The sequence below is a fragment of the Roseateles sp. P1_C6 genome (genome assembly GCF_056406315.1).
Window position 1 is genome coordinate 157,605 of sequence record NZ_JBFUAK010000013.1, and the last position, 12,650, is coordinate 170,254.

General features: G+C 67.4%; 14 protein-coding genes. All 14 read right to left on the reverse strand.

Annotated features, from left to right (window positions below):
- Nucleotides 1-97: 97 nt before the first annotated feature.
- Nucleotides 98-859 carry a DNA repair protein RecO gene (gene recO / locus AC1D29_RS26430; RefSeq protein WP_477903157.1) on the reverse strand — a complete coding sequence of 254 codons (762 nt, stop codon included), beginning with the start codon at nt 857-859 and terminating at the stop codon, nt 98-100.
- Nucleotides 860-863: 4 nt separating this feature from the next.
- Nucleotides 864-1,787 carry a GTPase Era gene (gene era, locus AC1D29_RS26435; protein WP_477903159.1) on the reverse strand — a complete coding sequence of 308 codons (924 nt, stop codon included), beginning with the start codon at nt 1,785-1,787 and terminating at the stop codon, nt 864-866.
- Nucleotides 1,784-2,476: a ribonuclease III gene (rnc, locus tag AC1D29_RS26440; protein WP_477903161.1), complete on the reverse strand. Its 693-nt coding sequence runs from the start codon at nt 2,474-2,476 to the stop codon at nt 1,784-1,786. Before rnc ends, era begins: the two co-directional genes overlap by 4 nt.
- 16 nt (nt 2,477-2,492) lie before the next feature.
- Nucleotides 2,493-2,879 carry a DUF4845 domain-containing protein gene (locus tag AC1D29_RS26445; protein WP_477903163.1) on the reverse strand — a complete coding sequence of 129 codons (387 nt, stop codon included), beginning with the start codon at nt 2,877-2,879 and terminating at the stop codon, nt 2,493-2,495.
- Nucleotides 2,880-2,887: 8 nt separating this feature from the next.
- Nucleotides 2,888-3,865, reverse strand: a complete 978-nt coding sequence (lepB, locus tag AC1D29_RS26450; RefSeq protein ID WP_477903165.1) for a signal peptidase I — start codon at nt 3,863-3,865, stop codon at nt 2,888-2,890.
- Between the two features lie 39 nt (nt 3,866-3,904).
- Nucleotides 3,905-5,713 (reverse strand): translation elongation factor 4, encoded by a 1,809-nt coding sequence (gene lepA / locus AC1D29_RS26455; RefSeq protein WP_477903167.1) that lies wholly within the window; start codon nt 5,711-5,713, stop codon nt 3,905-3,907.
- Nucleotides 5,714-6,230: 517 nt separating this feature from the next.
- Nucleotides 6,231-7,694 (reverse strand): Do family serine endopeptidase, encoded by a 1,464-nt coding sequence (locus tag AC1D29_RS26460; protein ID WP_477903169.1) that lies wholly within the window; start codon nt 7,692-7,694, stop codon nt 6,231-6,233.
- A 71-nt stretch (nt 7,695-7,765) separates the two neighbouring features.
- Nucleotides 7,766-8,296: an RseA family anti-sigma factor gene (locus tag AC1D29_RS26465; RefSeq protein WP_477903171.1), complete on the reverse strand. Its 531-nt coding sequence runs from the start codon at nt 8,294-8,296 to the stop codon at nt 7,766-7,768.
- Nucleotides 8,293-8,883, reverse strand: coding sequence for a sigma-70 family RNA polymerase sigma factor (locus AC1D29_RS26470; RefSeq protein ID WP_477903173.1), 591 nt, complete (start codon nt 8,881-8,883; stop codon nt 8,293-8,295). Before AC1D29_RS26470 ends, AC1D29_RS26465 begins: the two co-directional genes overlap by 4 nt.
- Nucleotides 8,880-9,245 (reverse strand): hypothetical protein, encoded by a 366-nt coding sequence (locus AC1D29_RS26475; RefSeq protein WP_477903175.1) that lies wholly within the window; start codon nt 9,243-9,245, stop codon nt 8,880-8,882. The genes AC1D29_RS26470 and AC1D29_RS26475 overlap by 4 nt, the downstream gene beginning before the upstream one ends.
- 66 nt (nt 9,246-9,311) lie before the next feature.
- The gene (gene fabF, locus AC1D29_RS26480) at nt 9,312-10,556 is read right to left on the reverse strand and encodes a beta-ketoacyl-ACP synthase II (RefSeq protein ID WP_477903177.1); all 1,245 of its coding nucleotides are present in this window, start codon (nt 10,554-10,556) and stop codon (nt 9,312-9,314) included.
- 39 nt (nt 10,557-10,595) lie between these two features.
- Nucleotides 10,596-10,835, reverse strand: a complete 240-nt coding sequence (gene acpP / locus AC1D29_RS26485; RefSeq protein WP_056204266.1) for an acyl carrier protein — start codon at nt 10,833-10,835, stop codon at nt 10,596-10,598.
- 89 nt (nt 10,836-10,924) lie between these two features.
- The gene (gene fabG, locus AC1D29_RS26490; protein ID WP_477903179.1) at nt 10,925-11,668 is read right to left on the reverse strand and encodes a 3-oxoacyl-ACP reductase FabG; all 744 of its coding nucleotides are present in this window, start codon (nt 11,666-11,668) and stop codon (nt 10,925-10,927) included.
- Nucleotides 11,668-12,615, reverse strand: a complete 948-nt coding sequence (fabD, locus tag AC1D29_RS26495) for an ACP S-malonyltransferase (protein WP_477903181.1) — start codon at nt 12,613-12,615, stop codon at nt 11,668-11,670. Before fabD ends, fabG begins: the two co-directional genes overlap by 1 nt.
- Nucleotides 12,616-12,650: the final 35 nt, after the last annotated feature.

Consider the following 12,650-nt stretch of genomic DNA (forward strand, 5'->3'; position numbering starts at 1 on the left):
ATTGTTCGGAGCGCCCCGCGCGGCCGAAAGCTGCGTCTGCCCCTATTTCCGCGCCAACCCTGGCTAGGGTCACCCCTAGCGCCGCCCGCTTGCGGTGTCAGCGTTCGAGCAGTTGCTGCACGTCCACCATCAACGCGCGCGTGCGCAGCGGTTGGTGGCCCAGCTGGAAATGGAGCAGGCCGCGCAGCACCGTCTTCAGGCCCTGGGGCGCGGTGGCGCAGGCCTGGCGCAGCGCCGCCATGCTGCCGTGCAGCAGCGCAGCCTGCAGCTGGACCAGCAACGCGCCGGGCAGGCTGGCGTCGCTGGTCGGTGGGACGACGCCCGACTCGGGCGACAGCTGGTAGCGGCGCGCCGGATCGATGGGCGCTTGCGTGGGCGTGACGACGCTGAGGTCGGGCAGCAGGCCCAGCTCTGCCAGCAGCTTCAACTCGAAGGCCCGTAGCACCGCGTCGCCCTCGCTGAGGTGCGCGAGGGCATCGGCATAGGCGTCGAAGAGCTGCGGATGCGGGTCGTGGCGGGCCAGCAGCTTCAGCAGCAGTTCGTTCAGGTAGTAGCCTGAGAACAGCGCGGCGCCGGCGGGCAGCGTGGCGCCGCCGCCCCACTCGGCGCTGCGCAGCGTCTGCACCTCGCCGCCCTCGCCTGAAGCCGATTTCGCCGGCTTGGAGAGGCTGACCGAGATGCGCTGCAGCGGCAGCAGCACGGCGCGCAGCTGCGAGTAGGGCCGCTTGGCCCCCTTGGCCGCGACTGCAACGCGGCCCGACTCGCGCGTGAACAAGTCGAGGATGAGGCTGGACTCGCTCCAGTCGTGCTGGTGCAGCACGTAGGCAGCCTGGACCGCCGGCGGGCGCGTCAGCCTCATTGCGTCATTCGTACCCGTAGCTGCGCAGATGCTCTTCCGTGTCCGCCCAGCCCGAGCGCACCTTGACCCAAAGCTCCAGGAAGACGCGGCCATCCATCAGATGCTCCAGCTCCTGGCGCGACTCCGAGCCGATGCGCTTCAGGCGCTCGCCGCCCTGGCCGATGATCATGCCCTTGTGGGCGTCGCGCTCGACGACGATGCTGGCGCTGATGCGGCGCAGCTCGCCCTCGTCTTCCCATTTGTCGATGATGACGGTGGAGGTGTAGGGCAGCTCGTCGCCGGTCAGGCGGAACAGCTTCTCGCGGATGATTTCGCTGGCGAGGAATTTCTCGCTGCGGTCGGTCAGCGCGTCCTGGTCGTAGAACCAGCCCTGCTCGGGCAGGTAGGGCTTGAGGATCTTGAAGAGGCGCGTCACGTCAGCCTCCTTCTTGGCCGACAGCGGCACGAACTCGGTGAAGTTGCGGCGCTCCTGCATGCCCTTGAGCCAGGGCGCCAGCTCCGCGCGGCGGTGCACGGCGTCCAGCTTGTTGGCGATCAGCACGACCGGTTTGTCCTCGGGCAGCAGGCTCAGCACCTTGGCGTCATCCAGCCCGAAGCGGCCGGCCTCGACGACGAACAGCACCAGGTCGACGTCGGCCAGCACGCCGTGCACGGTGCGGTTCAGCGTGCGGTTCAGCGCGGCGTTGTGCTTGGTCTGGAAGCCGGGGGTGTCAACGAAGACGAACTGCGCCTCGTCGACGGTGCGCACGCCGGTGATGCGGTGGCGCGTGGTCTGCGCCTTGTCGGAGGTGATGCTGACCTTCTGACCCACAAGGGCGTTCAGCAGCGTGGACTTGCCGACGTTGGGCCGACCGACGATGGCAATGAGGCCACAGCGCTGGGCTGGGCCGTCAGCGGTGGCGGCGGGAGGAACTGCGTCGGTGTTCATGGGTGGCCTCGTTCGGCGGTGAGTCGGTCCAGCAGGCGGCGGGCAGCCTCCTGCTCGGCAGTACGGCGTGAGCGACCTTCGCCCAGTTCGGCCACGTCCAGCGCCGGCACCGCGCACTCGACCTCGAAGGTCTGGGCATGCGCCTGCCCGCGTGTCGCGACGATACGGTAAGTTGGGACGGCAATGCGGCGCGCCTGCAGCCATTCCTGCAAAGCGGTCTTGGCATCCTTGCCAAAGTCGCCGGCGCTGGCGGCCGTGGCGATGGTTTCGGCGAGCAAGCGGCGCACGATGCCCAAGGCCGCGTCGTAGCCGGCATCGATGTAGGCGGCGCCCAGCACGGCTTCCACGGCGTCGGCCAGGATGGACGGCCGCTGCGCGCCGCCGCCGCGGGCCTCGCCGTCGGACATCCTCAGCACGGCCGGCAGCCCCAGCGCCAGGCCGAGCTTGTGCAGGCTGTCCTCGCGCACCAGGTGGGCGCGCACGCGGGTCAGGTCGCCCTCGTCGGAGCCGGCATAGCGCTCATACAGCAGGCTGGACACGGCCAGACTGAGCACGGCGTCACCGAGGAATTCCAGGCGCTCGTTGTGGTCGGCACCGTAGCTGCGGTGCGTGAGGGCCCGCGCCAGCAACTCCGGCCGCTGGAAACGGTGACCGAGGCGGCGTTGCAGGTCGTCCAGCGCGGCGTTCATCGGCGCGGGGCTGGGTTCAACGCGACTTGCCCCGGTACTTGATCAGCAGATAGACCGGCCCGGCGAGGTCGATCTCCTTGTCCCACGCGAACTCGATGACCAGCTTGTCGTTGGCATCCTTGCTGACGACCAGGTCGCTGGACTTGATGCTCTGAACGGAATACTCGACCTGGGTGGAGTGGTCGAAAGCCTGCCGCACGGCCGGCACGGTCGCGGGGTTGGTGGCTGCGATGCGGTCGACGACCCGCTGCACGGTGTAGTACTCGAGCACGGTCGGGAAGACCTTCATGCCGACGACGGCCAGGACGGCGATGACGCCGCCCCAGAACAGGAGACCGATCAACGACAGGCCGCGCTGGTGGCGTGGCGATGAAGACGGCGAGGGGCTGCGGCAGGGGCTCATCTGGACATTCAATTGAAGAAGGTACCGACGCGCTTGAGGTTACCGAAATTCATCCACACCAAGAAGGCCCTGCCGACGATGTTTTCATCGGGCACGAACCCCCAGAAGCGCGAGTCGCGCGAGTTGTCGCGGTTGTCGCCCAGCATGTAGTAGTGGCCGGCCGGCACCTTGCAGGTCACGCCTTCGATGGTGTAGCGGCAGTTCTCGTTGAACGGGAAGGGACCGTCGGCGCGGTCGGCGCGGAAAAAGCGCTGGGCCTCCGGCTGCACCAGGATCTGGTGCTCCTTGTCGCCCAGCTTCTCCAGGAAACGCTGGCGGTAGACGCGGGCGTCCTCGTCGTAGAAATTGCCTTGCGGCTGCAGCGGCGCGAGCTGGCCGTTGATGTAGAGCTTCTGGTTGATGTAGCTCACCTCGTCGCCCGGGATGCCGGCGACGCGCTTGATGAAGTCGGTGCTGGGGTCTTCGGGGTAGCGGAAGACCATCACGTCGCCACGCTTGACGTCGTTGTTGGGGATGATCTTCTTGTTCAGCACCGGCAGGCGGATGCCGTAGTGGAACTTGTTGACGAGGATGAGGTCGCCCACCAGCAGCGTCGGCACCATGGAGCCGGACGGGATCTTGAACGGCTCAAACAGGAAGCTGCGCAGCAGGAAGACGACCAGGATCACCGGGAACAGGCCGGCGGTCCAGTCCAGCCACCAGGGCTGCTGCAGGATCTGCTGGCGGGCCGGCTCCACGTCGCCGTCCACGCGGCTGATGCCCTGCGCGGCCAGCGCCTCGCGGCGCTTGGCGTCATTGGCCAGCAGTGCGTCGGCCGCGGCGCGGCGGGCAGGCGCGAAATGGAAGCGCTCGGCCAGCCAATAGAACAGCGTCACGGACGTCAGCACGAAGAGCAGCAGCGCAAAGTTGCCGCTCCAGCGCCCCACGTACCAGCCGCCCAGATAGGCCACCAGGGCCGCGTACAAAACACCGGTCAGTGCACTCATCAGGGAAGTTTTCAAGGCTGGAGATTGGAGCAGTGAGGTTCAGTCATCGACTTGCAGGATGGCGAGGAAGGCCTCTTGAGGCACTTCGACCGAACCGATCTGCTTCATGCGCTTCTTGCCGGCCTTTTGCTTTTCCAGCAGCTTGCGTTTGCGGGTGATGTCACCGCCATAGCATTTTGCCAGCACGTTCTTGCGCAGCGCCTTGATGTTCTCGCGGGCGATGATGTTGGCGCCGATGGCGGCCTGGATGGCCACGTCGTACATCTGGCGCGGGATCTGCTCGCGCATCTTGGCGGCCACGCCGCGGCCGCGGTACTGGCTCTGGCTGCGGTGCACGATCATGGATAGCGGGTCGACCCGCTCGCCGTTGATCATGATGTCGACCTTGACGACGTCGGCCGCGCGGTACTCCTTGAACTCGTAGTCCATGGACGCGTAGCCGCGGCTGGCGGATTTCAGCTTGTCGAAGAAGTCCAGCACGATCTCGGCCAGCGGGATCTCGTAGGTCAGCATGACCTGCTTGCCGTGGTAGGCCATGTTCAGCTGCACGCCGCGCTTCTGGTTGGCCAGCGTCATGACGACGCCGACGTAGTCCTGCGGCATGTAAAGGTGCACCGTCACGATGGGCTCGCGGATTTCCTTCATGCGGCCGATCTCGGGCATCTTGGACGGGTTCTCGACCTGGATGACCTCGCCGTCGTTCAGCTCCACCTCGTAGATGACGCTGGGCGCGGTGGTCACCAGGTCCTGGTCGAACTCGCGCTCCAGGCGCTCCTGCACGATCTCCATGTGCAGCAGGCCCAGGAAGCCGCAGCGGAAACCGAAGCCCAGCGCCTGGCTGACCTCGGGCTCGTAGCGCAGCGAGGAGTCGTTGAGGCTGAGCTTTTCCAGTGCGTCGCGCAACTGGTCGTACTCGCTGGCCTCGGTCGGGTACAGGCCGGCAAAGACCTGCGGCTGGATTTCCTTGAAGCCGGGCAGCGCCTCCGTCGCCGGGCCGGCGTTGTTGGGCAGCTTCTTTTCCAGCGTGACCGTGTCGCCCACCTTGGCTGCGGCCAATTCCTTGATGCCGCAGATGATGAAGCCGACCTCGCCGGCCTTCAGGCCGTCGCGGTTCTCGCTCTTGGGCGTGAACACGCCCATGTGCTCGATGGGGTACACCGTGTTGGTGTTCATCATGCGGATGCGCTCGCCCTTGCGCAGCTCGCCGTCGACGACGCGCACCAGCATGACCACGCCGACGTAGTTGTCGAACCAGGCGTCGATGATCATGGCCCGCGGCGCGGCCGTCGGGTTGCCGCGCGGCGGCGGCATGCGGGCGATGACGGCTTCGATGATCTCGTCGATGCCCATGCCCGTCTTGGCCGAGCAGGGGATGGCGTCGTCGGCGTCGATGCCGATGACATCCTCGATCTCTGCCTTGGCGTTGTCCGGATCGGCGGACGGCAAGTCCATCTTGTTCAGCACCGGCACGACTTCGACGCCGAGGTCCAGTGCCGTGTAGCAGTTGGCGACCGTCTGCGCCTCGACGCCCTGGCTCGCGTCGACGACCAGCAGCGCGCCTTCGCAGGCCGACAGCGAGCGGCTGACTTCATAAGAGAAGTCCACGTGCCCGGGCGTGTCGATCAGGTTCAGGTTGTAGACCTGGCCGTCCTTGGCCTTGTATTGCAGCGCCGCGGTCTGGGCCTTGATCGTGATGCCGCGCTCGCGCTCCAGGTCCATCGAGTCCAGCACCTGCGCTTCCATCTCGCGGTCAGTCAAGCCGCCGCAGCGCTGAATGATGCGGTCGGCCAGCGTGCTCTTGCCGTGGTCGATGTGGGCAATGATGGAAAAGTTGCGGATGTGGTTCATGTGGTCCTGGGCCGCGCTGCGAAGTGAAAGACAAGGGGCGGGAGCCCTTGCAGCGCAAGCTCATATCGCGAAGCGATGTGAAGCCGCGAAGCGGCATGCTGAAGCTAAAAAAAAGGCACGTCGAAAGAGGCGACGTGCCTTCCAACAAAAGGTATGGCAACTGCTTGTTGGGCCTTCATTGTAGCCAAAAGGCCCAGCCGGGAAACCGCACCAGCATTGGTTTTCCGGCCGTTGCAGGCTGCCAACAAGGATTTTAACCACAGCTTATCCACAAGTCCTTGTGGATCACCTGTGGATCAAATCCAGGCACTGCAGGCGGACGGCGATTCCATTGCTGGACACTCCGTTTGCGCGTCGTCAGGCCCGCATTTTAGCGGCTGACGCAAACAATCCCAACGTCCCGTCCGAAGTTAGCCGGCGCCAACTTCCAGAAACGGTGGACAACCTTTTTGCGCGGCACCGACGGGCTTGCCGCATCGCGGAAAGCCCGACTTCCCGGCTGAGTTTTTTCACAGGGTCAGCGGGCCGGCTTCAGCAGCACGAAACTGACGACGTCGTCGCGCCGCACAACCAGGTTGATGACCTTGGCCTTCTCGGCCTTGGCGATCTGCGCCTGGAAGGCCTTGACCGTGGCCACCTCCACGTTGTCGACCGACAGGATCAGGTCGCCCTCGCGCAGCCCGGCGCGGGCCGCGGCACCGGTGGCGCCGTCGACCTTGACGCCCGACTTGAGCTTCAACTCCTTGCGCTGGACCTCCGTCAGCTCCGACACCTTCAAGCCCAGCGCGGCGCTAGGGCCGGTCGCTGCAGGAGGTTCGGCGGGCTCGCTGGCGCTGCCCGGGCGCTTGCTGCGCTCGTCCTCGCCCAGCGTGACGACCAGATCCTTGAACGCGCCGCGGCGGAACACCGTCAGCGTCGTCTTGGCGCCGGGCTTCACGGCAGCCACCAGGCGGCGCAGGTCGGCCGCCTTGTCCACCACCTTGCCGTCCACCTTGGTGACGACGTCGCCGCCCTCCACGCCTGCCTTCTCGGCCGGGCTGCCCGCCACCACCGAGCGGATCACCGCGCCCTGCGGCTTGCCCAGGCCGATGGCCTCGGCGATCTCCTTGGTGATGTCATCCGGCAGCACGCCCAGGTAGCCGCGCACGACCCGACCACCGGCGCGCAGCTCGTCGGCCACGCGGATGGCATCGGCGATGGGGATCGCGAACGAGATGCCCATGTAGCCGCCGTTCTGGCTGTAGATCTGCGAGTTGATGCCGATGACCTCGCCGCGCATGTTGACCAGCGGGCCGCCGGAGTTGCCGGGGTTGATGGCCACGTCGGTCTGGATCAGCGGCAGCAGGTCGCCGGTGTCGCGCTGCTTGGCGCTGATGATGCCGGCCGTCACGGTGTTCTCCAGGCCGAAGGGCGAGCCGATGGCCATGACCCATTCGCCGACCCTGGCCTTGTTGCTGTCGCCGACCTTGACGAACGGCAGGCCTGCAGCCTCGACCTTGACGACGGCGACATCGGAGCGCTGGTCGGCACCAATCAGCTTGGCCTTCAGCTCACGCTTGTCGGTCAGCGTGACGATGACCTCGTCGGCGCCCTGCACGACGTGGGCATTCGTCAGCACGTAGCCGTCGGCGCTGAGGATGAAGCCGGAGCCGACGCCGCGGCGCATGGGGCCGTCCTCGTCCGGCGTGCCGCCGCCGCGCGGGGCACCGCGGCGCTGGTTGGGCACGGGAATGCCGAAGCGGCGGAAGAACTCCTGCATCTGCTCGTTCATCTCCGCCTGGCCTTCAGGCACCTTGACCTTCTCGGAGGTGCGGATGTTGACCACCGCGGGGCCGACGCGCTCGACCAGTTCGGCGAAGTCCGGCAGCTCGCGCGGCTGCGCCGTGGCGGGCGCCTGGCCCAGGCTCAGTGCAAGCGCCAGCGCCGTGCTGGAAAGCAGGAAGCGCGCGCGGGATGGGTGGAGGCGGTTCTCAGCGTGCATGGGGGTTCCAGGGATTCAGCAGAGCGATGAAGGCAGGACGGACACAACAGATGGGGCAGCGCCGCGGCACTTCAAGGAAGGGGCCGCGAAGCCGCAGGTTCCGGCAGGGCGAGGCCCCAGTCGATGATCTCCGGAGGCGCTTCGCGCGCCGCGCCCACGGCGGGCAGCGTACGGCCTGCGGCCGTCTGCGCAAAGCTCATGCCGCTAAGCCCTTGCGCGCGCGGTGTTGCAATCGGCGCAGCGGCCAAGACGGCGTCTGGCGCGGGCGCGGGGCGCAGCGCACCAATTCCGATGGCCACGACCACGAAGCCGGCCGCGACTGCGATGGGCGCGAACCAGTCGCCGCGGCGCGGGTGCTCAATGACGGGCGCCGGCATCTGCGCATGCAGCGCGTCGAGCAGCGCCTTGGGCTCGCGGTGCAGCGCAGGCAGTTCAGCCGAACGCAGGCCGTCGGCGGCGGCATGCCAAAGCGCCCAGCGCTCGCGCAAACCAGGGTCCTGCGCCCAGGCGGCGTTCACGCCCGCCCAGTCGGCCGGCTTGGCGCGGCCGTCCATGACGGCGGACAAGGCCTCGTTCAGCGCATCGTCGGTGGGCTCGATCATCGCCACCCTCCCCCACCCAGCAGCGGCCGCAGCCGCGCGGCGACAGCCTCGCGGGCGCGGAAGATGCGCGAGCGCACGGTGCCCGGGGGGCAGTTCATCAGATCGCCGATCTCGTCGTAGCTCAAGCCATCCACCTCTCTCAGCAGCAGCGCGCGGCGCTGGTCTTCGGCCAGGGCGGCGACCGCGTCATCCAGCTCGCGCGCCAACTGGCGGCTGGCAAGCAGGGCTTCGGGGGTCGCATCGTCGCTTGGAGACGCATCGGTGCCGAAAGTTCCCTCACCGTCGTCGTCCAAGAATTCGACCGGCCGCTGGCGGGCGCGTTGGCCGTGATGACGGTTGGCCGCATTGATGGCGATGCGGTAGACCCAGGTGTAGAAAGCGCTGTCGCCGCGAAAGGCCGGCAGCGCGCGGTAGGCGGCCAGGAAGGTCTCCTGGCAGAGGTCGGCCACGTCGGCGGGGTCGCGCACGCTGCGCGACAGCAGGCGCTCGACGCGACGCTGGTACTTCAACACCAGCATGTCGAAGGCCGGCCGGCTGCCGTTCTGGGCCTCGCGGACCAGCAGCGCGTCGGCGTCAGCGTCGTTCACCGCGGCCCCTGCGGCGCGGCGAACAGCGTCGCGCGCAGCGCGGGCCAGTGCGCGGCCAACTGGCCGCGCGACAGTGGCAGCCAGCGCGGGCCGGGGCAGGCGCGCAACAGCAGCCAGGAGTCGAGATCGATCAGCACGGCAAGTCGAACGGTGGTTTCGTCGTCATGGCCAGGCTCAAGCAGCCACCACGCCTGACCATCCCAGCGCAGCCGACGCGGCAGCACGGCGGCGGCGCGCCAAGCCCAGAGGCCGACGAAAGGGATGGCCAGCAGAGCAGGCCACGAATTGGCATGGTGACCGAGGGCCCAGGCGGCCAGCCCGCTGGATGCGAGCATCGCGATCAACGCCACGATGGCTTGCACCACGGGTTGCGGCCCGAGTGGCACCACGACCGGCGGCGTGCGGCGCATCGCCGGGCGCCCGCGTCGTCAGACGCGCTTGAAGATCAGCGTGCCGTTGGTGCCGCCGAAGCCAAAGTTGTTCTTCGCGGCGACCTGGATCTTCATCGGCCGCGCCTCGTTGGCGCAGTAGTCCAGGTCGCACTCGGGATCCTGGTTGAAGATGTTGATCGTCGGCGGCGCGACCTGGTCGTGGATGGCCAGCGCCGTGAACACCGACTCGATACCGCCCGCACCGCCCAACAGGTGGCCGGTCATGGACTTGGTCGAGCTGATGACCATGTTCTTGGCGTGATCCCCGAAGGCCAGCTTGATCGCGTTGGTCTCGTTCACGTCGCCCAGCGGCGTGGAGGTGCCGTGCGCGTTCATGTACTGAACCTGGTCGGGGTTCATGCCCGCGTTTCGCAGCGCCGCGCGCATGGAGCGCTTGGGGCCGTCGACATTGGGCGCGGTCATGTGGTAAGCGTCCGCACCCATGCCGAAACCGACCAGCTCGCAATAGATCTTGGCGCCGCGCTTCTTGGCGTGTTCGTACTCTTCGAGCACCAGCACGCCCGCGCCTTCACCCAGCACGAAACCGTCGCGGTCCTTGTCCCAGGGGCGGGACGCGGTCGCGGGGTCGTCGTTGCGGGTCGACAGGGCTCGCGCGGCCGCGAAGCCGCCGATGCCCAGCGGCGACACCGCACCTTCGGCACCGCCCGCGATCATCACGTCGGCATCGCCGTACTCGATGAGGCGGCCGGCTTCGCCGATCGCGTGCAAGCCCGTGGTACAGGCCGTCACGATCGCCAGGTTGGGTCCCTGGAAGCCGAAGTTGATGGAGACGTGGCCCGAAATCATGTTGATGATCGAGGCCGGGATGAAGAACGGCGAGATGCGGCGGGGGCCGCGGTTCATCAGCTCGGTGTGGGTGTCTTCGATCAGCGGCAGGCCGCCGATGCCCGAACCCACCAGCACGCCGATGCGCTCGGCCTGTTCTTCGGTCAGTTGATCGCCGGTGGGGATGCCGGAATCCCGCACCGCCTGGAAGGCCGCCGCCAGACCGTAATGGATGAAACCATCCATGTGCCGGGCTTCTTTCGCGGGGATGTAGTCCTCGATGTTGAAGCCCTTGACCTCACCCGCGAAGTGGCATGCCAGGTTGCTGGCATCAAAGCGGGTGACGGTGGCGATACCGGAACGCCCGGCGAGGATGTTGGCCCAGCCCTCGGCAACGGTATTGCCGACAGGACTGATCAGGCCAAGCCCGGTGACGACGACACGGCGACGGCTCATGCGGTGCGGATCAGAGTTGCGAGAGGGGAAAGAAGGCGCTCAGGCCTTCTGGTGCTTGACGGCGTAGTCGATCGCCAGCTGTACGGTGGTGATCTTCTCGGCCTCTTCGTCCGGGATCTCGATGCCGAACTCGTCTTCGAGGGCCATCACCAGTTCCACGGTGTCCAGAGAATCGGCGCCCAGGTCAGCCACAAAGGCTTTCTCGTTGGTGACGTCGGCTTCCGCCACGCCGAGTTGCTCGGCGATGATTTTCTTGACTCGTGCTTCGATATCGCTCATGACACTCCTCCAGGAGGGGTTTGCAGAAAACAGCCCAACATTCTACGGGCTCTAGATGGGCGCCCCTAAATCGGTGCGCCCGGGCCAAATCAGCCCATGAACATGCCGCCGTTGACGTGCAGCTCGGTGCCCGTGATGTAAGCACCGCCCGGTGACGCCAGGAAGACGACGGCCGCGGCGATTTCCTCGGGTGCGCCCAGACGGCCCAGCGGGATCTGCGCCAGCAGCGCGGCCTTCTGGGCCTCGGGCAGCACCTCGGTCATGTCGGTGGCGATGAAGCCCGGCGCGATGCAGTTGACCGTGATGTTGCGGCTGCCCAGCTCACGGGCCAGCGACCGGGTCAGCCCCGCCACGCCGGCCTTGGCCGCGGCGTAGTTGGCCTGGCCGGCGTTGCCGGAGGCGCCGACGACGGACGTGATGTTGACGATGCGCCCGCCGCGCTGCTTCATCATCGGCTTGGTGGCCGCGCGGGCGAGGCGGAAGACCGCCTTCAGGTTGGTGTCGACGACGGCATCCCAGTCGTCGTCCTTCATGCGCATGGACAGCCCGTCGCGCGTGATGCCGGCGTTGTTGACCAGCAGGTGCAGCCCACCGTCCTTGGCGACGATGTCGTCCACTGCGGCCTGGCTGGCGGCGGCGTCGGTCACGTTCAGCACGATGCCGCGGCCACCCTGGGCAGACAGCGCCTCGGTGATGCCGGCGGCGCCGGACTCGCTGGTCGCGGTGCCGATGACGCGCCAGCCGTCGTTGGCGAGGGCCAGCGCGATGGCGCGGCCGATGCCGCGGCTGGCGCCAGTGACCAGGGCGACGCCTTTGCTTGCAGATTCAGTCATCAGCCGCCTCCCAGCAGATTGCGAGCCTCGGCGAGCGAGGCGGGGTCGAACACGCAGGCGGCCTGCAGCTCGGCGTCGATGCGCTTGGCCATGCCGCTGAGCACCTTGCCGGGGCCGGCTTCGATGAGGTGGACCACCCCATGGCCCTTCAGGGCCTGCACGACCTCGACCCAGCGCACCGGGCCGAAGGCCTGACGGTACAACGCGTCACGCAGCGCATCGACGTTGTCGGTGACGGCCACGTCGATGTTGTTGACGACCGGGAAGGCGGCCGTATGGAATTGCACCGACGCGAGCTTCTCCTTGAGTCGCTCGGCCGCCGGCCTCATCAGGCTGGAGTGGAACGGTGCCGATACCGGCAGCGGCAGCGCGCGCTTGGCGCCCGCGGCCTTCAGGATCTCGGCGGCCTTGTCGGCGCCGGCCTTGCTGCCCGCGATCACCGTCTGCTTGGGGTCGTTGAAGTTGACCGCCTCGATGGCCTCACCCGTCTCGGCAGCGGCCTGTGCGCAGCCGGCGCGCACGGCATCGCCGTCCAGGCCCAGGATGGCGTACATCGCGCCAGCGCCCACCGGCACGGCCTCCTGCATCGCCTGCGCACGAAAGCGCACCAGCGGCAACGCATCGGCCAGGCTCAACGCGCCGGCAGCGACCAGGGCCGTGTATTCGCCCAGCGAATGGCCGGCCGCGGCGACGGGCACAGCGCCCGTCTCGGCAACGAAGGCGCGCCAGCAGGCGATGCCGGCCGTGAGCATGACGGGCTGGGTGTTGGTGGTCAGGTCCAGCAGCTCTTTCGGGCCGGCGTGGATCAGCGCGCCGATGTCCTCGCCAAGCGCGGCGGAGGCTTCTTCGAGGACAAGGCGGACTTCCGGATGGTCGCCCCAGGCGTCGAGCATGCCGACGGCCTGCGAGCCTTGGCCGGGAAAGACAACGGCGAAAGGTGCAGTCATAGATTCAGTTCCAGTTCAGTCGCGGTCGAGAGTGC

Bases quoted from the DNA above. Each gene is read 5' to 3' on its own strand.
- recO (WP_477903157.1), bottom strand. From the start codon at position 859: ATGAGGCTGACGCGCCCGCCGGCGGTCCAGGCTGCCTACGTGCTGCAC.
- era (WP_477903159.1), bottom strand. From the start codon at position 1,787: ATGAACACCGACGCAGTTCCTCCCGCCGCCACCGCTGACGGCCCAGCC.
- rnc (WP_477903161.1), bottom strand. From the start codon at position 2,476: ATGAACGCCGCGCTGGACGACCTGCAACGCCGCCTCGGTCACCGTTTC.
- AC1D29_RS26445 (WP_477903163.1), bottom strand. From the start codon at position 2,879: ATGAGCCCCTGCCGCAGCCCCTCGCCGTCTTCATCGCCACGCCACCAG.
- lepB (WP_477903165.1), bottom strand. From the start codon at position 3,865: ATGAGTGCACTGACCGGTGTTTTGTACGCGGCCCTGGTGGCCTATCTG.
- lepA (WP_477903167.1), bottom strand. From the start codon at position 5,713: ATGAACCACATCCGCAACTTTTCCATCATTGCCCACATCGACCACGGC.
- AC1D29_RS26460 (WP_477903169.1), bottom strand. From the start codon at position 7,694: ATGCACGCTGAGAACCGCCTCCACCCATCCCGCGCGCGCTTCCTGCTT.
- AC1D29_RS26465 (WP_477903171.1), bottom strand. From the start codon at position 8,296: ATGATCGAGCCCACCGACGATGCGCTGAACGAGGCCTTGTCCGCCGTC.
- fabF (WP_477903177.1), bottom strand. From the start codon at position 10,556: ATGAGCCGTCGCCGTGTCGTCGTCACCGGGCTTGGCCTGATCAGTCCT.
- acpP (WP_056204266.1), bottom strand. From the start codon at position 10,835: ATGAGCGATATCGAAGCACGAGTCAAGAAAATCATCGCCGAGCAACTC.
- fabG (WP_477903179.1), bottom strand. From the start codon at position 11,668: ATGACTGAATCTGCAAGCAAAGGCGTCGCCCTGGTCACTGGCGCCAGC.
- fabD (WP_477903181.1), bottom strand. From the start codon at position 12,615: ATGACTGCACCTTTCGCCGTTGTCTTTCCCGGCCAAGGCTCGCAGGCC.